The organism is Streptomyces sp. NPDC085481, from assembly GCF_044541845.1.
GTDB lineage: Bacteria > Actinomycetota > Actinomycetes > Streptomycetales > Streptomycetaceae > Streptomyces.
In genome coordinates, this window is the sequence record NZ_JBITTJ010000010.1 from 264789 (window position 1) to 286863 (window position 22075).

Consider the following 22075-nt stretch of genomic DNA (forward strand, 5'->3'; position numbering starts at 1 on the left):
TGGAGGGCCCCTCGGGGCGCGATCTCGTTGACGGTGGTCCGCCACCCGGGCCAACTAGTGCGCATGTCGCACCCATACCCTCCCTCCGCGGCGCGGCGGCTGCGCACGGCCTGTGCGCTGGCCGCCGCCACCTCCGCCGTGCTCGCCCTGGCCGGCCACGCCCAGGCCGGCACGCACGACGCCGCACGGACGAGCGCGAGCGCCGCCCCGATCACGAACGCCGCCACGGCCGCCACCGCCGTCATCGGATCCGACCAGCTCTCCGTCGCCGTCGCCGAGGACTTCCCGCGCGTCCTCTCGTACACCGACCGCGCCACCGGGGCCAGGCTGCTCGGCTCCACCGCCCCCGTCACCCAGGTCGTCCTCAACGGCACCCCGTACGCCGTCCAGGCCGCCGCCGCCCCCGTCGTGACCGGCGACTCCGCCGCGTACACCCTCGCCTTCCCGGCCCTGCCCGGCGTGGAGATCGACGCGCGCCTGAGCGTCAGCGGCCGGGCCACCACCTTCAAGGTGACCGCCGTCCGCGACACCGGGACCTTCCGGGTCTCCACCCTCGACATCCCCGGCCACGACCTCGTCTCCGTCGGCTCCGCCGACACCGGCGCCGCGACCGCCTTCACCCGGCTCGACCCGGACTCCACCCGCACCGCGGACGTCTTCGCCCAGGTCACCGAGGCCACCCCGGCCGAAGCCGCGGCCGTCGGCGCCAGCTACGCGATCGTCAACACCGGGCAGCTCGCCGCGGCCGTCGAGTCCAACTCCTCGTACGACAAGCCCGCCGGCCCCTCCGCCCGCGACGGCGCCCGCTTCTGGCACCAGGCCCGCAAGACCGGCTCCGAGACCCGCGTCGGCGTCTGGTCCGGCCAGTGGACCTACCGCGGCGCCGGCGCCCCACAGCCCGAGAGCGGCGAGAACCTCCCCTGGGCCAGGGTCGTCGTCACCCCCGACGCCAACGCGGACGGCCGCACCGACTGGCAGGACGGCGCCGTCGCCTTCCGCACCATCGGCATCAAGGCCCCGGGCAGCGACCGGACCCCCGACCGGGTGGTCGCCCACATCCCCTTCAACTTCGCCTCCAACGCCACCCACCCCTTCCTGCGCACCCTCGACGACGTCAAGCGGATCTCGCTGGCCACCGACGGACTGGGCCAGTTCGCCCTGCTCAAGGGGTACGGATCCGAGGGCCATGACTCCGCCCACCCCGACTACGGCGGCAACTACAACAAGCGGGCCGGCGGCCTCGCCGACCTCAACACCCTGCTGCGGGAGGGCCGGAAGTGGGGTGCGGGCTTCGGCGTCCACGTCAACGCCACCGAGTCCTACCCCGAGGCGAAGAACTTCAGCGAGAGCCTGGTCGACCCCGCCAAGCCCGGCTGGAACTGGCTGAACCAGAGCTACTACATCGACCAGCGCCGCGACATCAACAGCGGCGACCTCGCCCGCCGCTTCCAGCAGCTGCGCGACGAGACCGACCCCAACCTGTCGATGCTCTACATCGACGTCTACTACACGCACGGCTGGATCGCCGACAAGACCATGCAGGCCGTGCAGGCCCAGGGCTGGAACGTCGCCACCGAGTGGGCCGAGAAGTTCGAGCGGGCCTCCCTCTGGTCGCACTGGGCCAACGACCTCGACTACGGCGGGGCCACCAACAAGGGCCTCAACTCCCAGATCATCCGCTTCATCCGCAACGGCGAGAAGGACGTCTGGAACGACCACCCGGTCCTCGGCCAGACCGCCCTCGTCGACTTCGAGGGCTGGACCGGCGAGACCGACTACACGGCGTTCTCCGCCAACATCTGGCAGCGCAACCTGCCCGCCAAGTACCTCCAGAAGCAGACGATCACCCGCTGGAACGGCAACGACATCACCTTCACCGGCGGCGTCCGCGGCACCGTGGAGAACGGCCGCCGCACCTTCTACGCGGACGGGCGCAAGGTCCTCGACGGCGAGAACTACCTGCTGCCCTGGGCCGGCGGCGCGAAGCTGTACCACTACAACAAGGGGGGCGGAAAGACCAGTTGGGAGGTGCCCGGCACCGGCTGGTACACCGTCTACAAGCTCACCGACAACGGCCGCGTGAAGACCGGCACCGTCACCCCCTCCGGCGGGCGGGTCACCCTCGACGCCGTCGCCGGACAGCCCTACGTCCTCTACCCGGACCGGGCGCCCGCGCAGCCCGCCCCCCGCTGGGGCGAGGGCACCCCGGTCAAGGACCCCGGCTTCAACGACGCCACGCTCGCCGCCTGGACGAAGACCGGCGCCGTCGTCCGCGACACCGACGCCCAGGGCCGTAACAGCGCGAAGCTCACCGGCTCCGCCACCGCCGCCGTACGCCAGCAGATCACCGGCCTCACCCCCGGCGCGCGCTACACCGCCTCCGCGCTGATCGAGGTCGAGCCCGGAAGGACCCGCCCGACCACCCTCTCCATCGGCGGAGGCTCCGTCACCGTAGAACGCTCCGCCCTGGAGGACCGGGTCGCCGCGTCCGACTGGAACGGCACCCGCTTCCAGCGCGCCAAGGTCACCTTCACCGCCCCCGCGAGCGGCAGCACCCCGCTGCGGATCGAAGCCGCCAGGGGCGGCACGGCCGGCGTCCGGATCGACGACGTCCGGATCGTCGCCAACGCACCCGCGGGCAAGGCCGGGGCGCTGGTGTACGAGGACTTCGAGGCCGTGGACCAGGGCTGGGGTCCCTTCCTCAAGGGCGACGCCGGCGGCACCACCGACCCGCGCACCCACATCGCCCAGCTCCACGCCCCGTACACCCAGGCCGGCTGGAACGGGAAGGCGATCGACGACGTGCTCGGCGGGGCCGAGTCCCTGAAGTCCCACGAGGAGAACAGCGGCCTGGTCTACCGGACCGCACCCTGGACCGTCCCCATGAAGAACGGCCGCAGCTACCACGTCGAGTTCGACTACCAGTCCAGCCACGCGGGCGCCTACGAGTGGATCACCGGCTACGACCGTACGAACGGCCAGGGCGCCCCCGTCGAGACCCGCCGCACGCCCCTCGCCCAGCAGCGGACCACCGGCCACTTCTCGGAGACCGTGACCGCCGGCTGCGGAGACACCTGGACCGGACTGCGCAAGCGCGCCGACGCACCCGACGGCGCCGACTTCGTCCTCGACCACTTCACCGTCACCGACCTCGGCCCGGCCGCCGAACGCGCCGCCTGCGGCACGCTCGCCGTCACCGCGCCCGAGACCCTGGAGCCCGGCCGGGCCAACACCGTCACGGCCACCTTCGGCAACGACGAGGCCACCGCCGTCTCCGGCGCCCGGGCGACGCTGGCCCTGCCCGAGGGCTGGACCGCCGAACCGGCCGCGCCGGTCGCCCTCGCCACGGTCGCCGCGGGCGCGACGGTCACCGCGACCTGGCAGGTCACCCCGCCGGTGGACGCCGCCTACCGGCCGTACGGCGTGGGCGCCACCGTGGCGTACGACATCGGCGGAGCGCCCCGGAAGCTGACCGCCGCCACCACCGTCCGCACCCTGCCCCCGCCGCCCACCGCCGACAGCTGGGCGAGCGACCTCGACTGGACCTCGACGGCCAACGGCTGGGGCCCCGTCGAGCGCGACCTCTCCAACGGCGAGACGGGTACCGGCGACGGTGGCCCGCTGCGGATCGGGGGAGTGGCGTACGCCAAGGGCCTGGGCACCCACGCCCCCGCGAAGGTCCGCTACTACCTGGGCGGCCGCTGCACCTCCTTCACCGCCGAGGTCGGCGTGGACGACGTCCAGACCAGCCGTGGCTCCGTGCAGTTCAGCGTCCTCGCCGACGGCGCGCAGAAGGTCACGTCCCCGGTGCTCAAGGCCGCCGACACCGCCTGGTCGCTCACCGCCGACGTCACCGGAGCCTCGTACGTGGAGCTCGTGGCCGGCGACGGCGGCGACGGGAACGGCAACGATCACGCGGACTGGGGGAACGCGCGCTTCCACTGCGGCGGCTGACCGTGGACGACACCGCAGAAAGCGCTTGTCGTGCTCATTGATTGCGTCGGACGACGGGTGTTACACCGGGCGCCAACCGGTCTCCACCACCTTCCCGGGAGGCTCCCGTGCCCGTTCCCGTCTGGTCCCGCCGCACCTTCCTGACCGCCACCTCCGGCGCCGCCCTCGCCCTCACCCTCCCGCCGCAAGCCCACGCGGCGGAGGACGAGTTCGAGACCCTGCGGCGACGCTGGCTCGACATCACGCTCGGCTCCGGCTTCGACGCCGGGGCCGAGCCCTACGCCTCCCGGCTCGCCGAGACCGGCACCCTCGCCCGCGGCTTCCAGGCCACGATGGCCCCCACCGCGAGCTCGCTGTGGCCCGGCTACTCCTTCGACCCGCCGTCCGGCATCACCCAGAGCTACGGCCGGCTGTGGACGATGACCCAGGCGTACGTCCAGGAGGGCACCGGCCTCACCGGCGACCCGGCCCTCCTCGCCGACGTCCTGCGCGGCCTCGACCACCTCTCCGAGCGCGTCTACCACCCCGGCACCACCCGTTACGGCAACTGGTGGGAATGGCAGATCGGCTCACCGCGCCTCCTCATGGACGTCGTCGCCGCCCTCCACCCCCTCCTCGGCGCCGACCGGACGGCCGCCGCCTGCGCCGCCGTCGACCACTTCGTGCCCGACAGCATGCTCGGCGACTACACCGGCACCTCCACCGGAGCCAACCGCGTCGACCTGTGCCGCTCCGTCGCCCTGCGCGGGGTCCTCGGCGCGCACCCCGCCAAGATCGCCCTCGCCCGCGACGCCCTCTCGCCCGTCTTCCCGTACGTCACCAAGGGCGACGGCCTCTACGCCGACGGCTCCTTCGTCCAGCACACCTGGGTCGCCTACTCCGGCACCTACGGCCAGGTCATGCTCGACGGCCTCGGCCGCCTCTTCACCCTTCTCGCCGGCTCCACCTGGGACGTCACCGACCCGAACCGGCAGATCATCCTCGACAGCGTCGAGCACGCCTACGCGCCCCTCATCCACGACGGCCTGATGATGGACAGCGTCAACGGCCGTGCGGTCAGCCGCGGTTACCTGAAGAACGACGAGCGGCAGATCATGCGCTCCGACCACTTCCACGGCCAGGGCCTCATCGCCGCCATCGCCCTGCTCGCCGGCGGCGCGAGCCCCGCCGAGCGGACCCGCTGGCACGCCCGCGTGAAGGGCTGGATCGAGCGCGACACCGTCTCCCCGGTGCTCGCCGCCCGCCAGTTCGGCGTCGCCGACCTCGCCCGGCTGCACGCCATCGCCGCCGCACCCGGCCCCGCCGCCCCCGAGCCCACCGGGCACCGGCTCTTCGCCGCCATGGACCGGGCCGTGCACCGCCGCCCCGGCTGGGCCGCCAACCTCTCCATGGCCTCCGACCGGATCGCGTACTACGAGTGCGGCAACGGCGAGAACCCGCGCGGCTGGCACACCGGTGCCGGGATGCTCTCCTGGTGGACCACGGGGCAGGGCGGCCAGTACACCGACTGGTTCTGGCCCACCGTCGACCCCTACCGGCTGCCCGGCACCACCGTCTCCACCCGGCGCCTCGCCGACCGGGCCGGCGGCGAGTGGGGCGCGCCGAAGCCGGCCGTACGGTGGGTCGGCGGCGTCACCGACGGGGAGTTCGCGGCGGTCGGTCAGCACCTCAAGGGCCTCGGCTCCACGCTGGAGGCCCGCAAGTCCTGGTTCTGCGCCGCCGACGCCGTCATCTGCCTCGGCGCCGGGATCACCGCCGCCGACGGGGTGCCCGTCGAGACCGTCGTCGACAACCGCAACCTCGGCGAGGGAGGGGCGAACGCGCTCACCGTCCGCGACCGCTGGGCGCACCTCGAAGGCCACGGCGGCTGGGTCTTCCCGGGCGGTACGGGCAACCTGCGCACCCTGCGCGAGGACCGCACCGGCGCCTGGAGCGACATCAACACGACCAGCTCCACCGAGCGCCGCACCCGCCGCTACCAGACCCTCTGGCTCGACCACGGCACGGACCCGTCGGGAGCGTCGTACGGCTATCTCCTGATGCCCGGCGCCTCGCCCCGCGCGCTCGCCGCGCGCGCAGCCGACCGCGGCTGGCTGCGGATCCTCGCCAACGGCGCCGACCGGCAGGCCGTCGCCGTCCCGTCACTCGGACTGACCGCGGCCAACTTCTGGCAGGCCGGTACGGTGGACCGCCTCACCGTCTCCGCGCCCGCGAGCGTGCTGCTCCGCCGGCGCCGCTCCACGGTGGCGCTGCGGATGAGCGACCCGGTGCGCTCCGGGCAGCCGTTCGAGCTGGTCTGGGACCGGCCGGTGCGCGCGGTGCTCGCCCGCGACGCCACGGTGGAGGTGCTCGCCACCGTGGCGGGGCTGCGGCTGCGGATCACCCCGGGTACCGCGGGCGCCACCCATGGTTGCGATGTGCTTGTGTAGAAACCCTACAATCAGCTGGGGTGTCTGGCTGTCGACTCGGTCTGGTGGGGCGAATGTTCTGTCCAGCCCCACCAGGATTCGACACGCGAGACTGTACGGAGTGGACGGCGGGGTTTTCTTGTCGGAGTTCGTAGGGTCGGTACATGACCGTTGTGGACCAGATCCCGAGCGAGATCCCGAGCGAGATCCCGAGCGAGCCCGCTGACGCCCGTGGCCGTGTGGCCGAGCTGCACGAGCTGCGCGAGCAGGCTCGGCGTGGCCCGAGTGACCGAGCGACCGAGGCCCAGCACGCCAAGGGCAAGCTGACCGCTCGCGAGCGCATCGAGCTGCTGCTCGACCCGGGTTCCTTCCAGGAGGTCGAGCAGCTCCGCCGGCACCGCGCCGTCGGCTTCGGCCTGGAGGCCAAGAAGCCGTACACCGACGGTGTCATCACCGGCTGGGGCACGGTCGAGGGCCGCACGGTCTTCGTCTACGCGCACGACTTCCGGATCTTCGGCGGCGCCCTGGGCGAGGCCCACGCCACCAAGATCCACAAGATCATGGACATGGCCATCGCGGCCGGTGCCCCGCTGGTCTCCCTGAACGACGGCGCCGGCGCCCGTATCCAGGAGGGCGTCTCCGCCCTCGCCGGCTACGGCGGCATCTTCCAGCGCAACACCAGGGCCTCGGGTGTCATCCCGCAGATCTCGGTGATGCTCGGCCCGTGCGCCGGCGGCGCGGCCTACAGCCCCGCCCTGACCGACTTCGTCTTCATGGTCCGCGAGACCTCGCAGATGTTCATCACCGGACCGGACGTCGTCAAGGCGGTCACCGGCGAGGAGATCACCCAGAACGGTCTCGGCGGCGCCGACGTGCACGCCGAGACCTCCGGCGTCGCGCACTTCGCGTACGACGACGAGGAGACCTGCATCGCCGAGGTGCGCTACCTCCTGTCGATGCTCCCGCAGAACAACCGCGAGAACCCGCCGACCGTCGCCTCCGAGGACCCGGCCGACCGCCGCTCGGACGTGCTGCTCGACCTGGTGCCCGCCGACGGCAACCGCCCGTACGACATGCACAAGGTCATCGAGGAGCTCGTCGACGAGGGCGACTACCTCGAGATCCACGAGCGCTGGGCCCGCAACATCATCTGCGCCCTCGCCCGCCTCGACGGCCAGGTCGTCGGCATCGTCGCCAACCAGCCCCAGACGCTGGCCGGCGTGCTCGACATCGAGGCCTCCGAGAAGGCCGCCCGCTTCGTGCAGATGTGCGACGCGTTCAACATTCCGATCATCACCCTTCTGGACGTGCCCGGCTTCCTGCCCGGCGTCGATCAGGAGCACGGTGGAATCATCCGCCACGGCGCGAAGCTGCTGTACGCGTACTGCAACGCGACCGTGCCCCGGATCTCGCTGATCCTGCGCAAGGCGTACGGCGGCGCTTACATCGTCATGGACTCCCAGTCCATCGGCGCCGACCTGACGTACGCCTGGCCCACCAACGAAATCGCGGTGATGGGTGCCGAAGGCGCCGCCAACGTCATCTTCCGCCGCCAGATCGCGGACGCCGAGGACCCCGAGGCCATGCGCGCACGCATGGTCAAGGAGTACAAGGCCGAGCTGATGCACCCCTACTACGCCGCGGAGCGCGGCCTGGTCGACGACGTCATCGACCCCGCCGAGACCCGCGAGGTCCTGGCCAAGTCCCTCGCGATGCTCCGCACCAAGCACGCCGACCTGCCGTCCCGCAAGCACGGCAACCCGCCTCAGTAAGAGGAGCCCACCCAAGTGACCACGCCTGCCACAGCCAACCTTCTCCGCGTCGAGAAGGGCCACGCCGAGCCCGAGGAGCTGGCCGCGATCACCGCGGTCCTGCTGGCCCGTGCCGCCGCGCGCCCCGACGAGGACGTCGCGATCTCCCACCGCGGCCGCTCGACGGCCCGCTGGCGCCGTCTCGAGCGCCAGTCGGGCTTCCGGCCCTCCCACTCCTGGCAGGGCTGACCCGCCGACGTGCGAAGGCCCCGCTCCCCTTTCCGGGAGCGGGGCCTTCGGCGTATCCGGCCGCCCTCAACCGGCGCGGGGCGAGCGCGCAGACGCAGGAGGCCCCGTGCACCGAGACGGTGCGCGGGGCCTCCTGCGTATGCCGAACCCGTCGGGACTACCGCAGGCGGGCCATGAGGGCGTGCTCGACGAGGGTGATGAGCGCGCTCTTGGCGTCCGCGCGGTGGCGGGCATCGGTGGTGATGATCGGGGTGTCCGGGCCGATCTGGAGGGCCTCGCGGACCTCCTCCGGGGCGTACGGCTGGTGGCCGTCGAAGCCGTTCAGGGCGATGACGAAGGGCAGACCGGAGTTCTCGAAGTAGTCGACGGCGGGGAAGCAGTCGGCGAGACGCCGGGTGTCGACGAGCACCACGGCGCCGATGGCGCCGCGGACCAGGTCGTCCCACATGAACCAGAAGCGGTCCTGGCCGGGCGTACCGAAGAGGTACAGGATCAGGTCCTGGTCCAGGGTGATACGGCCGAAGTCCATGGCGACAGTCGTCGTCGTCTTGTCGCCCGTGTGGGTCAGGTCGTCGATGCCCGCGGACGCGGACGTCATCACGGCCTCGGTTCGCAGCGGGTTGATCTCCGAGACCGCGCCGACGAACGTGGTCTTGCCCACGCCGAAGCCACCCGCCACCACGATCTTCGCGCTGGTGGTTGAACGGGCCGCGCCGCCGTTAGAGCTTGCGAAGTCCACTGAGCACCCTTTCGAGCAGTGTCACGTCTGGCTGACCGCCGGCGGCCTCGTCGCCGCCCGGCTGGTGGATGGCGACAAGTCCGGCCTCGGCCAGGTCGGCGACGAGAATCCGGGCAACGCCGAGGGGAATGGAGAGGAGTGCCGAGATCTCGGCGACCGACTTGATCTCGATGCACAGCCGGCAGATCCGCTGGTGCTCGGGCAACTGCCCCTGCAGCCGGGACGGATCGGCCGTCGTACTGACCAGTGCCTCGATGGCGAGCTGGTACCGCGGCCGGGTCCGGCCGCCGGTCATGGCATACGGACGCACGAGCGGGTTGTGCCCGCCCGAGCCGCCCTGGCCACCGGCCCTGCGGCCCTGCGCGGGCGCGCTCGGGCTGCCGGCGGCGGAGGGCTGAGGCTGCTGCTGATAGGGCTGCTGCGACGCACCCTGTCTGCTCGGTGCGGAGGGGAAGTTGAACCGGTTTGTGGTGTCGCCCAGCTGCCCCTGATGCGCGTCAAAACCGTTGTAGGGGCTTCCGCCCGGGGGTGTTCCCACGTCTCCTCCTCCGACTGCCTCGCGCTCCATGTCCCTTGGAGCCGCGCCACCGCACCCTACGGTGCGGTGACGAGAAACGCACTGTCTGTCTGCTAGTTGAGCAGACTTCCCTGAAGCTCCGCCCGGAGGTCAGGAGTCAGGACGCTTCCCGCGCGATCGACGAGCAGCGCCATCTCGTAGCCCACGAGGCCGATGTCGGCCTCCGGGTGGGCGAGCACGGCCAGCGAGGAGCCGTCCGAGATCGACATGATGAAGAGGAAGCCGCGCTCCATCTCCACCACCGTCTGGTTGACCGCCCCGCCCTCGAAGATCCGGGACGCCCCCGCGGTGAGCGAGGTCAGTCCGGAGGCGACGGCCGCCAGCTGGTCGGCGCGGTCCCGGGGGAACCCCTCGGACATCGCCAGCAGGAGTCCGTCGGCGGAGACCACCACGGTGTGGGACACCCCGGGGGTGTTGTCCACGAAGTTGGTGATCAACCAGTTCAGATTCTGCGCCGCCTGGCTCATGCTCACACTAACGCTCCTGGTTGTAGGTACTACCCGGGCCGAGGCCCGATCCGTTCGTGTCCGTCCCCGCGGTGCGTCCCTGCTGGACACCACGGCGCAGGTTGCTCAACCTGCCCCGGACGTCCTCCGGTGCGCGGGAGACCTGGGGGCCGCCCTGCGGGGTGTGCTCCGCCTGTCCCTCGACCAGATTGGCCTTGGGGACCCGTCGGGGAAGACCGGAGGGGGTGACCCCGCCCGCCTTCGGGTCGCGGAGCTTCTCGGCCCGCTGCCAGCGCTCGTCGTTGGTCGAGCGCCAGTCGTCGGTGCCTTCGGCTTCGTTGACCGCCGGTCGCACGGGCTGGGCCGGCGGCGCGGGCTGCGGTGCCTGCGGGGTCCGCGGCGCCTGCGGGGCGGCGCCGCCGCGGCGCGGCAGACCGGCGTCGGTCATCGCGTGGCCGGTGTCCGGGGTGGAACTCTGCGTCGGACCCGGACGGTCGAAGCCTACGCGCTCGGGGGCGGGTTCGGCAGCGGCCTGCGCAGATTCCGATTCCGTTCCGAACTGCTGCGCGTAGCCGTTCTGGTACGCGGCCTGCTGCTGCCAGTCACCCTGCTGGACCTGGGGTTCGTAGGCGTTCTGGTACCCGGAGTGGGCGGCGGGCTGACCGTCGTACGCGGCTTCCGCATACGCCTGGTCCCGGTAGCCGTCGACCGGCTGCTCGTACCCGTCGTAACCCTGCTGCGGGTAGCCGAAGGCGTCCTGCTGCTGCGCGTACTCGGCGGGGTACTCGGTGGCGTACTCCTGCTCGTGCTCCTGCTGTACGTAGCCCTGCTGCGAGGCGCCGGAGTCGAGCCCGTCCTGGTACAGCGGGTGATCGCCGTGGTGCACCTGGGCCTCCAGGGCCGCACGGCGCTCCTCGCGCTGCAGCGAGCGGTTCACCGGGTCGAGCTGGCGCTCGTCGCCCGGCTGCTCGTAGCGGGAGTCGTCGAAGCCGAGCTCCGCCGCGGTCCGCATCGGCTGCTGCTGCGGCTCGAAGGCCACCGGCGCCGGCTGCTGCGGGATCATCTGCGAGACGGTGAAGTCGTCCTGCATCGGCTGCTCGCCGCCGCCACCGTGCGTGATCGCGTCCGGCAGCATGACCAGCGAGGTCGTCCCGGCCTGCTCGCCCGAGGGGCGCAGCTGGACCCGGATGCCGTGCCGGTCGGCGAGGCGGCCGACCACGAAGAGGCCCATGCGCTGCGAGACGGCGGCGTCCACGGTCGGCGGGTTGGCCAGCTTGTGGTTGATGTCCGCGAAGTCCTCGGCGGTGAGGCCGATGCCCTTGTCGTGGATCTCGACCATCACGCGGCCGTCGGGCAGACGGGTCGCGGTGACGCGGACCTTGGTCTGCGGGGAGGAGAACGTGGTGGCGTTCTCCAGGAGCTCGGCGAGCAGGTGCACGAGGTCGGTCACGGCCTGGCCGTGGATCTCGGCGTCCGGGACACCGGCGATGTCGATGCGCTCGTACTGCTCCACCTCGGAGGAGGCGGCGCGCATGACGTCGACCAGCGGGACCGGCTGGTCCCAGCGGCGGCCGGGCTCCTCGCCGGCGAGGACCAGGAGGTTCTCGCCGTTGCGGCGCATACGGGTGGCCAGGTGGTCCAGGCGGAAGAGGTTCTCCAGCTGGTCCGGGTCGGCCTCGTTGTTCTCCAGGTCGGTGATGAGGGTCAGCTGGCCCTCGATCAGCGACTGGTTGCGGCGCGAGAGGTTGGTGAAGATCGCGTTGACGTTGCCCCGGAGCATGGCCTGCTCGGCGGCGAGCCGGACGGCCTCGCGGTGCACCTGGTCGAAGGCGCGGGCGACCTCGCCGATCTCGTCCTGGGTGTCGATCGGGATCGGCTGTACGCGGGTGTCGACCCGGCCGGGCTCGGTACGGGACAGCTGGTCGACCAGCATCGGCAGGCGCTGCTCGGCGATGCCGAAGGCGGCGGTGCGCAGCTCGCGCATCGAGCGGCTCATCTGGCGGGCCATCATCCCGGCGAGGATGAAGGCGGCGAGGAGCGCGATCACGACGATGCCACCGTTGAGGAAGGCGTCCGTCTTGGCGTCGTCGGAGATCTCGGCGGCCTCGGTCACGGCCTTTTCGACGAGTTCCTTCTCGACCTCGGTGTAGCCGTCGAACTTGGCGGTGGCGACGGCCATCCAGGTCTCGGCGGTGACGCCCTGGCTCTTCAGGGCGGCGAGCCCGTCGGCGTCCTTGGCGGCGCCGATCAGCTGCGCGGAGCCGGTGTAGACGGAGCCGTCCCCGCCCTTGGGGAGCTCGACGCCCGCCTCGGCCATCCGCTTGGCGCCGTCGGCGGCCTTCTTGCCCATGACCTTCTTGAGGTTCTCGACGTCGGCCTCGGTACCACCGGACTGGAACTCGCCGAGGGCGATCTGCTCCAGGTAGTTGTACGAGTTGAACGCAACCGACTGCTGCGCGAAGACGTCGTCCTTCTTGCTGGGACGGACGAGGAGCTGGATGCCGATCGAGCGCTGGAGGGACTCGGCGGCCTTGGCGAGCTGGATTGCGTAGACCGTACGGCCGTAGCTGGTGATGTTGCCGGTGCCAAGACCGAGCTCGTTCGAGAACTCCATCAGGTAGTGCTGGATGCCGGTGTAGGCGACCTGGGTGTTCACCGGGTCCTGCGCGCGGGTGTACGCGATCTTGCGCAGGTCGGCCAGCTTGGGCTCGGCGTCCCGGAAGAGCTTCAGCCGGCGCTCAAGGCCCTGTCCGCCCGGCATGCTCTTGACGGCCTCGTCGAACTTGACCTTGGCGGAGTCGGTGGCGGAGTAGGCCTGCGCGACCTCGTCGGCCTCGCGGTCGTCGGCGGTCTTCGCCTTGAGGAGGGGGATGGCGGTGAGGTCACGCTCGTTGAGCAGTGCCTGGCCGTACTCCGAGGCGGCGCGCACGATGAGCGCCGTCTTCTCGGCGTCCTGCGCCTCCTGCCAGGTGTCGATCGAGCCCTTCACCTGGAAGCCGCCCATGACCAGGCCGACGAGCACGGGTATGAGCAGGATCGCGTTCAGCCTGGTGGGTACGCGCCAGTTACGCGGGGACAGCTTGCTGGAGCTGCCCCTGCGAGCCGCGGCCGGGGGCGTCACGGGCTCGTCCGCGGGCGACATCGCCGCGCGCGACGGCGGCGTGAAGTTGCCCCGCGTCTGCTGCTCCGCGGAGCTTTCCTTGCTTCGCCTCACTCGACCAACAACCTCTCGGCGTCGGCACCTACGTTGTGCCGGTGTTTCGTTCAGGGCCGTACTACTCGGGAGTTCATGAATTGCAGCACGTGAAGGGGGTCCCCTCCAAACAGTGCGAAGCAGCCGGTTTTTGGGCCGTGGACTGGAGATAAAACGGGCATAAAGAACGAGCCCCGCCAAAAAGCGGGGCTCGTATGAGCGCAGCGGCACCAAATGGATGCGTCGGGTGTCCGAGGCGCCCCAATTCTCTGTCGAAACGTTATGAACGCGGGGGTGGCCGTGTCGAACGACACAGACCACCCCCAAAACCTCTACGACAACTTCCGTATATCGACTTCTACTTGAGGTGTACTACTTCAGCCGCGCCATGAGGGCGTGCTCGACGAGGGTGATGAGCGCGCTCTTGGCGTCGGCACGGTGCCGGGCGTCAGTGGTGATGATGGGCGTGTCCGGGCCGATCTGGAGCGCCTCACGGACCTCGTCGGGGGCGTACGGCTGGTGGCCGTCGAAGCCGTTGAGGGCGATGACGAAGGGGAGGCCCGAATTCTCGAAGTAGTCGACGGCGGGGAAGCAGTCGGCGAGACGCCGGGTGTCGACGAGCACGACGGCGCCGATGGCACCGCGGACCAGGTCGTCCCACATGAACCAGAACCGGTCCTGCCCGGGAGTACCGAACAGGTACAGGATCAGGTCCTGGTCCAGGGTGATACGGCCGAAGTCCATCGCCACCGTCGTGGTGGTCTTGCCACCGGTGTGCGTGAGGTCGTCGATGCCCGCGGACGCGGACGTCATCACGGCCTCGGTCCGCAGCGGGTTGATCTCCGACACCGCGCCGACGAACGTGGTCTTGCCGACACCGAAGCCGCCCGCCACCACGATCTTCGCGCTGGTGGTCGAGCGGGCCGCGCCGCCGTCAGAGCTTGCGAAGTCCACTGAGCACCCTTTCCAGGAGCGTCACGTCCGGCGTGCCGCCGGCCTCTCCGTTGCCCGGCTGGTGGATCGCCACCATGCCGGCCTCCGCCAGGTCGGCGACGAGGATGCGGGCCACACCGAGCGGCATCGACAGGAGCGCCGACACCTCGGCCACCGACTTCACCTCACGGCACAGGTGGCAGATCCGCTGGTGCTCGGGGAGCAGGGTGGCCAGGTGCGCCGGGTCGGCCGTGGTGCTGACCAGCGCTTCGATGGCGAGCTGGTACCGCGGCCGGGTCCGGCCGCCGGTCATCGCATACGGACGGACCAGCGGCTGGTCGCCTTCAGCTCCGTAGCCGTCGTCTATCGACGCGCCATACGGATCGTGAGAGGCGGGGGGCGGTGTCATGAATCCTCCGGGCGTGACAGCAGAGGCTTCTGCCGTCTGATGGGGCCGGTGGGGGGCCGGGTGGGGCGGCCGGACGATGAACGGTCCGGGGGCGGTGCGGAGGGGCGCACCGCCCTGCGGTCGGTCGGGTACGTGTACGGGGAGGCGGCCGGCGGGGACGGCCGGGCTCGGCTAGTGGAGCAGGCTGCCCTGGAGCTCGGCCCGCAGATCCGGGGTCAGCACGGTGCCGGCCCGGTCCACGAGGAGCGCCATCTCGTAGCCCACGAGGCCGATGTCGCACTCCGGGTGTGCGAGTACGGCCATCGAGGAACCGTCCGAGACCGACATGATGAAGAGGAAGCCGCGCTCCATCTCCACCACGGTCTGGGCGACGGGACCGCCCTCGAAGATCCGGGACGCCCCCGCGGTCAGCGAGGTCAGTCCGGACGCCACCGCCGCCAGCTGGTCGGCACGGTCGCGGGGGAACCCTTCGGACATGGCAAGGAGCAGTCCGTCGGCGGAGACCACCACTGTGTGGGACACCCCGGGGGTGTTGTCCACGAAGTTGGTGATCAACCAGTTCAGATTCTGCGCCGCCTGGCTCATCGCGCTCAACTAACGCTCCTGCTGCTGGGTCGGACCGGTCTGGAAGGAACCCGTGGTGGAGTTGCCCGCCTGACGGCCCTGCTGGATACCGCGGCGCAGATTGGTGAGTCGGCCGCGGACGTCGTCGGGTGCACGGGAGACCTGGGGGCCGGCCGCGGTGGCCTGCTCCTGGGCGGTCCCGGGCACGAGGTTGGCGCGCGGCACCCGCCGCGGCAGCCCTGAGGTGGTGATGCCGCCGGCCGCGGGCTTGCGGACCCGCTCGGCCTGGCGCACCAGCTCGTCGTTGGGGGAGGTCCGCCAGGCGGCGGACCCCTTCTGCTGCTGACCCTGCTGACCCTGCTGCTGAGCCGCGGAGGCGGGCTGCTGCGGAACGGCCGGGGCCTGGTACGGGGCCTGCTGCTGCGCCGGGGCGGGCGACTGGCCCTGGCCCTGAGCCTGGCCCTGACCCTGCTCCTGGCGGAACCAGTTGGTCTCCAGCGTGTCGTACAGCGGGGTACGGCCGTCACCGGCACCCGTCGCCGGCGGCAGGGCCTCCGGCTGACGCGGCTGCTGGAGCTGCGGCTGCTGGGGTCGGCCCTGCTGCGGCTGCTGCGGCTGCGCCGGGCGCTGACGCGGGGCGGGGGCCTGCTGCGGGGGCTGGCCCTGCGGAGCCTGTGCCTGCGGGACGAACGGCTGCCGGCCGTACGCCTGCTGGGGCTGCTGCTGCGGGGCACCGAAGTCCGGACGCGGGAACTGCGCGGTGGACGCCGGGTCCTGGGCGCCCCCCTGGTAGCCCTGCGGAGCCTGCGGCTGCTGCTGCGCACCGAAGTCGGGGCGCGGGAACTGGCCCGTGGAGCCGGGACCCTGCGGGGCTCCGGGCTGCGCGTAGCGGCCCGCGTTCTCCGGCTCCTCGTGACCGCGCGGCGCGTCCAGCGGCGACATGTCCTGCTGCGGCCTGCGCACCGGCGGCGCCTGCTCGTTGCCCCAGCTCGCGGCCTGCGGGCGCTGCTGCTGCGGGTTGCCGCCGGGCAGCTCGGCACGCGGCAAGCCGTTCTGGGCGCCGGGGCGCTGCTCCTGCGGCTTCTGCGCCTGGGGCTGGGCCTGGGGCTGCTGGGCCTGCTGGCCCTGACCGCCCGCGTTCTGACCGCCCCACACGTCCGTACGGGACGGGATCGCGCTCTGCGCGCCGCCGCCGAAGCCGCCGGGACCCGGGCGCTGCGGCTCGGACCGCTGCGGCTCCTGGGGAGCCTGCGGCAGCTGCGCGGTCTGCGGCGCCTGGGCCTGCGGCTGCGAGGTCCGCTCCTGGAACAGCCCCTGGCCCTGGCCCTGCGGGCCGTTCGGGCGCTGGGCACCGTCCCGGCCGGGCAGCGCGGTGCGCGGAGCGGCACCGGCGCCGAGCCGGCCGCCGGGCGCGTTCGGGGCGCCGCCCGGGCGTCCGCCGGGCGCACCCGGGCCGCCGGCCGCGCCGGGACCGCCGGTCAGGCGGCCGCCCGGGGCACCCTGGCCCTGCGGCATGGCGCCCTGGCCGCCGGCGCCGGGCTTCGGCGCGGGCTTCTTGCCACCGTGGGCGACGTCGACCGGGAGCATGACGAGCGCGGTGGTGCCGCCGGAGTCGGACGGGCGCAGCTGGATCCGGATGCCGTGTCGCAGGGACAGGCGGCCGACCACGAACAGACCCATGCGGCGGGAGACCGAGACGTCCACGGTGGGCGGCGAGGCGAGCCGCTCGTTGATCGCCGCGAGGTCCTCGGGGGAGAGGCCGATGCCGGTGTCGTGGATCTCGACGAGCACCCGGCCGTCGGGCAGGGCGTGACCGGTGACGCGGACCTTGGTCTGCGGGGAGGAGAACGACGTGGCGTTCTCGAGCAGCTCGGCGAGGAGGTGCACGAGGTCGTTGACGACGCGGCCGGCGACCTCGGTCGCGGGCACCGCGGCGAGCTCGATGCGCTCGTACTGCTCCACCTCGGACGCGGCGGCGCGCAGGACGTCGACCAGCGGGACCGGACGGGTCCAGCGGCGGCCCGGCTCCTCACCGGCGAGGACGAGGAGGTTCTCACCGTTACGGCGCATGCGCGTCGCGAGGTGGTCGAGCTTGAAGAGCGAGGACAGCTGGTCCGGGTCGGCCTCGCGGGACTCCAGCTCGGAGATGAGCGAGAGCTGACGCTGGATGAGGCCCTGGGAACGGCGCGAGAGGTTGGTGAACATCGCGTTGACGTTGCCCCGGAGGAGGGCCTGCTCGGCGGCGAGGCGGACCGCCTCGCGGTGCACGTCGTCGAAGGCCGCGGCCACCTGGCCGATCTCGTCGCGGGAGTGCACACCGACGGACTCGACGGAGGTGTCGACGTCCTGCGGGTCGGCCTCGGAGAGCTGCTTGACCAGCTCGGGCAGGCGTTCCTGGGCGACCTTGGTCGCGGTGTCCTGCAGCCGGCGCAGCGAGCGGATCATGGACCGGGCCACGACGAAGGCGCCGACGAGGGAGACGCCGAGGACGAGGAGGATCAGCGCACCGTTGATGATGGCGTCGCGCTGCGACTCCTGGCGCAGCTCACGGGCCTTGCTCTCCATCTCGCCCAGCAGGGTGGCCTCGATGGTGTTCATGGCCGTGATCTTGGTGCCGTACTCGTCCGTGAAGTTGAGGTGACCGCGCTTGGCGCCCTCGGGCATCGCGCGGTCCGACTTCAGCACCCGCTTGGCGTACTTGTCGGCGGCGTCGATGGACGGGTTGCCGGTGGTCAGCGGGGCGGTCAGCTCGTCGGCGTTGCCGCCGGTCGACTCGTAGATCGACTCGAACGAGGTGAGCTCGACGCCCTCACTGGTGAGGGCGGCCTCGCCGTAGAGGCGGTCGCCGAGCTGGAGGCTGCCGGGCTTGCTGTCGCTGGAGGGGAGCGCGGAGGCGATGATCGCCTGCTGGATGGAGGCGTACTCCTTGGCGGACGAGAACGCGGCGAGCGCGCGGGTCCGCTTGATCATCTCCGGGTTGCTGGTCGCCTGGGCCATGTCCTGGGACAGGCTGAGCAGCGAGCGGATGAGGCGGCTGTAGGCCTCGACCGTCACCGAGTGGGCGATGTTCTTCTCGTACGCGGAGGCGCGGATTGTATTGAGCTGGCTGACCTGCGAGGCGATCTGGCTGACGTTCTGCCGGATGCTGCGCAGCGACTCGTCGTCCTCGGTGGCCGGGATGTCGTTGGTCGCGTCGAGGAAGGCCTTGTACGCGCGGTCGGTCGACTTTCGCGGGTTGGCGATCTGGTAGTCGCTGACCGGCTTGCTGTTGGCCAGCGGACCTGCCGAAAGGTCGCGCTCGGCCTGCAGGGCCTGCGCGAAGTCGGTGGCCTCCTTGGTCAGCTTGGTGAGCAGCTGCATGTGATCCAGCTGTTCCATGTCCTTCAAGGACTCGCTGATACGGATGCCGCCGAGGCTGGTCGCCGCGACCACGGGGAGGGTCAGCAGGGCGACCAGGCGGGTGGAGATGCGCCAGTTGCGCAGGGCTATTCGGGGCCCGACCTCGTTCTCGGCCTTGAGCTTGGGCAGCGCGGTCTGCTCGGCTGACGTGTCCGCGGCAGTGCTGCGCGCGGCGCCGTCACCGCTCTCGCCCTGTCCCGGGTTCTGGGAGTGCGGGGCCGGGGCACCGGGGTGGGTCCCGGCACGCGGCTCCTGCTCCGCCGGAGCTTCCCCTCGGCCCTTTCGGGCCTGGGAAGAGCCCGTGCCATCCCTCTTGAAACGTCCCTGCACTAGCGTCGCAACCTCTGGACCAGGCGTCCTTCCGGGTGAACGGAACGGACGGTGTCGGCGTCGTGGGGCACGGTGCACCCCAGTGGTGGTCGTCGGTGACCGGCGCAGATCCCCCTTTCCCGCCACCCGGCCGGCGCTGAGTCGCGCCCCCTGCGCGCCGGCTTGAAACCCGCAGCGGTGCGTGGAATTCCAGCACAGTGCCGGATCTCCAACAAGGGCCGTGCCGCGCGTCGCGAAGGGGATGACAACGTGTGAACGACGTGTCACCCGATGTAGAAGATGATCACGGAGGAATCGGGCGTATCCCCCCGAAGGGGCGAGGTGGCTCGTGTGTCCCAGTCGACATGATCAGGAGCGGAATGGTTCATTCGATGCGGGATTGTCCGTTTCGGTGACGACGTGTGGCGGTGCGTAATGCCCCATTTGCCCCCGTGGTGGTGAGCAAACTCACACATAGTTCGTTGGATCCGCCATGCAATCGAAGGGAATTGCGTGTTTAGCCTGACGCTTTACAAAATGAATGCTGCAGCCCACCCCCTCCCCAGACAAGGGTCCGACACCGCGATGAAGACGACGTTCGTACTCCGCACCACGGCCAACCCCCGCCGCGCCACCCTCGCCCACCTCGAGGACGCCGCACAGCTGAGCCGGGGTGCCCAGCCCGAGTACGCCGCGGTGCTCCCGGAGCAGACGGCCAACCCGCGCCGCACGGTCCTGATGACCGCCCCGGCGCCGTACCGGCCCGGCGAGTAACCAAGGCGCCCGGTCATCACCCGGGGCGCACGTCCCCGCGCGTTAGCCTGGAGCGTCCGACTCCAGCCAGTAGCAAGTGAGGGGCGACAGCACGCGTGCGCATCGCCAGATTCTCCATCGACGGCAACGTCGCCTTCGGCGCGGTCGAGGGTGAAGGGACCGTCGAGTCCGGCGGCCTGGTCCTCGACATCATCAAGGGCATCCCGTACACCGACTTCGAGCTGAGCGGCACCAAGGTCCCGCTCAGCAAGGTGCGGCTCCTGCCGCCCGTGCTCCCCAACAAGGTCGTGGCCATCGGCCGCAACTACGCGGAGCACGCCAGGGAACTCGGCAACGAGGTCCCCGAGGTCCCGGTGACCTTCTTCAAGCCCACGACCTCGGTCATCGGCCCCGGCGACGCCATCGTCTACCCCTCCTTCTCGAACGAGCTGCACCACGAGGCCGAACTGGCCGTGGTCATCGGCCGCATGTGTCGTGAGGTCCCCCGCGAGCGCGTGAAGGACGTCGTCTTCGGCTACACCTGCGCCAACGACGTCACCGCCCGCGACGTCCAGCAGCGCGAGGCCCAGTGGGCCCGCGCCAAGGGCTTCGACACCTCCTGCCCGCTGGGGCCCTGGGTGGAGACGGACCTCGACCCGGGCGACCTCACCATCCAGGCCACGGTCAACGGCGAGCAGCGCCAGCTCGGGCGCACGAGCGACATGATCCGCTCCATCGAGGACCTGGTCGTCCACATCACCGAGGCCATGACGCTGCTCCCGGGCGACGTCATCCTCACCGGCACCCCCGCCGGGGTCGGCCCCCTCAACGTCGGCGACGAGGTCGCCGTCACCATCGAAGGCATCGGCACTCTCACCAACAAGGTGATCAAGCGTGGCTAACGCGATCCGCGTCCGTTTCTGTCCCTCCCCGACCGGCAACCCCCACGTGGGTCTGGTCCGCACGGCCCTGTTCAACTGGGCCTTCGCCCGGCACAACCAGGGCACCATGGTCTTCCGCATCGAGGACACCGACGCGGCCCGCGACTCCGAGGAGTCGTACAACCAGCTGCTCGACTCGCTGCGCTGGCTCGGTCTCGACTGGGACGAGGGCCCCGAGACCGGCGGCCCGCACGCCCCCTACCGCCAGTCGCAGCGGATGGACATCTACCGGGACGTCGCCGAGAAGCTGCTCGCCGGCGGCTACGCGTACCACTGCTACTGCACCACCACCGAGCTCGACGAGCGCCGTGACGCCGCCCGCGCCGCCGGCCGGCCCTCCGGCTACGACGGCCACTGCCGTGAGCTCAGCGCCGAGCAGGTCGAGATCTACCAGGCCGAGGGCCGCGACGCGATCGTCCGCTTCCGCATGCCGGACGAGCCGATCACCTTCACCGACCTGGTCCGTGGCGAGCTCACCTTCACCCCGGACAACGTCCCGGACTACGGCATCGTGCGCGCCAACGGCGCCCCGCTGTACACCCTGGTCAACCCGGTCGACGACGCCCTGATGGAGATCACCCACGTCCTGCGCGGCGAGGACCTGCTCTCCTCCACCCCGCGCCAGATCGCGCTCTACAAGGCGCTGATCGAGCTGGGCGTCGCCAAGGAGATCCCCGCCTTCGGCCACCTGCCGTACGTCATGGGCGAGGGCAACAAGAAGCTCTCCAAGCGCGACCCGCAGGCCTCCCTCAACCTCTACCGGGAGCGCGGCTTCCTCCCTGAGGGCCTGCTGAACTACCTGTCGCTGCTCGGCTGGTCCTTCTCCGCCGACCAGGACATCTTCACCATCCCGGAGATGGTCGGGAAGTTCGACATCGCGGACGTCAACGCCAACCCGGCCCGCTTCGACCTGAAGAAGGCCGAGTCGATCAACGCGGACCACATCCGGATGCTGGACGTGAAGGACTTCGCCGCGGCCTGCGAGCCCTGGCTGCGCGCCCCGCACGCCAACTGGGCCCCGGAGGACTTCGACGGTGCCGCCTGGGAGGCCATCGCGCCGCACGCCCAGACCCGCCTGACCGTCCTGTCGGACATCACGGCCAACGTCGACTTCCTCTTCCTCAAGGAGCCGGTCTTCGACCAGCCCTCGTGGGACAAGGCGATGAAGGGCGAGCCCGCGGCCCTGCTGACCACCGCCCGCGAGAAGCTGGTGGACGCCGACTGGAGCGACCCCGAGTCCCTCAAGAACGCCGTCCTCGCCGCCGGCGAGGCCCACGGCCTCAAGCTGGGCAAGGCCCAGGCCCCGGTCCGCGTCGCGGTCACCGGCCGCACGGTGGGCCTGCCGCTCTTCGAGTCCCTGGAGATCCTGGGCAAGGAGAAGACCCTCGCCCGCATCGACGCGGCGCTGGCGAAGCTCGCCGCGTAACGGGCTCCCGTACGCGTCGTCGGT

General features: G+C 71.2%; 15 protein-coding genes. 7 read left to right on the forward strand and 8 right to left on the reverse strand.

Annotation, left to right across the window (positions count from 1 at the left end; genetic code table 11):
• Nucleotides 1-63: 63 nt before the first annotated feature.
• The 4 genes from ACIGEZ_RS22340 (at nt 64) to ACIGEZ_RS22355 (ending at nt 8362) form a co-directional block, all read left to right on the forward strand.
• A complete protein-coding gene (locus ACIGEZ_RS22340) occupies nt 64-3954 on the forward strand; it encodes an endo-alpha-N-acetylgalactosaminidase family protein (protein WP_399833682.1) in 3891 nt (1296 codons plus the stop codon).
• A 107-nt stretch (nt 3955-4061) separates the two neighbouring features.
• Nucleotides 4062-6383, forward strand: coding sequence for a polysaccharide lyase 8 family protein (locus ACIGEZ_RS22345; RefSeq protein ID WP_399833684.1), 2322 nt, complete (start codon nt 4062-4064; stop codon nt 6381-6383).
• 143 nt (nt 6384-6526) lie between these two features.
• Nucleotides 6527-8134 carry an acyl-CoA carboxylase subunit beta gene (locus ACIGEZ_RS22350; RefSeq protein WP_399833686.1) on the forward strand — a complete coding sequence of 536 codons (1608 nt, stop codon included), beginning with the start codon at nt 6527-6529 and terminating at the stop codon, nt 8132-8134.
• 15 nt (nt 8135-8149) lie between these two features.
• Complete coding sequence (locus tag ACIGEZ_RS22355; RefSeq protein ID WP_399833688.1) at nt 8150-8362, forward strand: acyl-CoA carboxylase subunit epsilon; 213 nt, start codon at nt 8150-8152, stop codon at nt 8360-8362.
• Nucleotides 8363-8519: 157 nt separating this feature from the next.
• Here ACIGEZ_RS22355 and ACIGEZ_RS22360 read toward each other — a convergent pair whose 3' ends face one another.
• From ACIGEZ_RS22360 to ACIGEZ_RS22395, 8 genes are all read right to left on the reverse strand, one after another.
• Complete coding sequence (locus ACIGEZ_RS22360; RefSeq protein ID WP_399722357.1) at nt 8520-9101, reverse strand: GTP-binding protein; 582 nt, start codon at nt 9099-9101, stop codon at nt 8520-8522.
• Nucleotides 9082-9639, reverse strand: a complete 558-nt coding sequence (locus ACIGEZ_RS22365; protein WP_399833691.1) for a DUF742 domain-containing protein — start codon at nt 9637-9639, stop codon at nt 9082-9084. The genes ACIGEZ_RS22360 and ACIGEZ_RS22365 overlap by 20 nt, the downstream gene beginning before the upstream one ends.
• 92 nt (nt 9640-9731) lie before the next feature.
• Complete coding sequence (locus tag ACIGEZ_RS22370) at nt 9732-10145, reverse strand: roadblock/LC7 domain-containing protein (RefSeq protein ID WP_005311461.1); 414 nt, start codon at nt 10143-10145, stop codon at nt 9732-9734.
• 7 nt (nt 10146-10152) lie between these two features.
• Nucleotides 10153-13338, reverse strand: a complete 3186-nt coding sequence (locus ACIGEZ_RS22375; RefSeq protein WP_399833693.1) for a nitrate- and nitrite sensing domain-containing protein — start codon at nt 13336-13338, stop codon at nt 10153-10155.
• Nucleotides 13339-13689: 351 nt separating this feature from the next.
• Entirely contained in the window at nt 13690-14271 is a 582-nt protein-coding gene (locus ACIGEZ_RS22380) for a GTP-binding protein (RefSeq protein ID WP_399833695.1), read from the reverse strand.
• Nucleotides 14252-14659 carry a DUF742 domain-containing protein gene (locus ACIGEZ_RS22385; RefSeq protein ID WP_128978535.1) on the reverse strand — a complete coding sequence of 136 codons (408 nt, stop codon included), beginning with the start codon at nt 14657-14659 and terminating at the stop codon, nt 14252-14254. Before ACIGEZ_RS22385 ends, ACIGEZ_RS22380 begins: the two co-directional genes overlap by 20 nt.
• A 171-nt stretch (nt 14660-14830) precedes the next feature.
• Nucleotides 14831-15244 (reverse strand): roadblock/LC7 domain-containing protein, encoded by a 414-nt coding sequence (locus tag ACIGEZ_RS22390; protein WP_393643627.1) that lies wholly within the window; start codon nt 15242-15244, stop codon nt 14831-14833.
• 9 nt (nt 15245-15253) lie between these two features.
• Complete coding sequence (locus ACIGEZ_RS22395) at nt 15254-18952, reverse strand: nitrate- and nitrite sensing domain-containing protein (RefSeq protein WP_399833698.1); 3699 nt, start codon at nt 18950-18952, stop codon at nt 15254-15256.
• A 564-nt stretch (nt 18953-19516) separates the two neighbouring features.
• Here ACIGEZ_RS22395 and ACIGEZ_RS22400 point away from each other — a divergent pair.
• The 3 genes from ACIGEZ_RS22400 to gltX all read left to right on the forward strand — a co-directional run bounded on the left by ACIGEZ_RS22400 (nt 19517) and on the right by gltX (nt 22051).
• On the forward strand, nt 19517-19705 hold the full coding sequence (locus ACIGEZ_RS22400; RefSeq protein ID WP_399833699.1) for a hypothetical protein: 189 nt from the start codon (nt 19517-19519) through the stop codon (nt 19703-19705).
• A gap of 95 nt (nt 19706-19800) precedes the next feature.
• Entirely contained in the window at nt 19801-20586 is a 786-nt protein-coding gene (locus ACIGEZ_RS22405) for a fumarylacetoacetate hydrolase family protein (protein ID WP_399833701.1), read from the forward strand.
• Nucleotides 20579-22051 (forward strand): glutamate--tRNA ligase, encoded by a 1473-nt coding sequence (gene gltX / locus ACIGEZ_RS22410; protein WP_399833703.1) that lies wholly within the window; start codon nt 20579-20581, stop codon nt 22049-22051. Before ACIGEZ_RS22405 ends, gltX begins: the two co-directional genes overlap by 8 nt.
• The last annotated feature ends 24 nt before the right edge of the window (nt 22052-22075 follow it).

Coding starts and splice junctions, on each gene's coding strand:
- ACIGEZ_RS22340 (WP_399833682.1), top strand. CDS start 64: ATGTCGCACCCATACCCTCCCTCCGCGGCGCGGCGGCTGCGCACGGCC.
- ACIGEZ_RS22370 (WP_005311461.1), bottom strand. CDS start 10,145: ATGAGCCAGGCGGCGCAGAATCTGAACTGGTTGATCACCAACTTCGTG.
- ACIGEZ_RS22385 (WP_128978535.1), bottom strand. CDS start 14,659: ATGACACCGCCCCCCGCCTCTCACGATCCGTATGGCGCGTCGATAGAC.
- ACIGEZ_RS22390 (WP_393643627.1), bottom strand. CDS start 15,244: ATGAGCCAGGCGGCGCAGAATCTGAACTGGTTGATCACCAACTTCGTG.
- ACIGEZ_RS22350 (WP_399833686.1), top strand. CDS start 6,527: ATGACCGTTGTGGACCAGATCCCGAGCGAGATCCCGAGCGAGATCCCG.
- ACIGEZ_RS22400 (WP_399833699.1), top strand. CDS start 19,517: ATGAAGACGACGTTCGTACTCCGCACCACGGCCAACCCCCGCCGCGCC.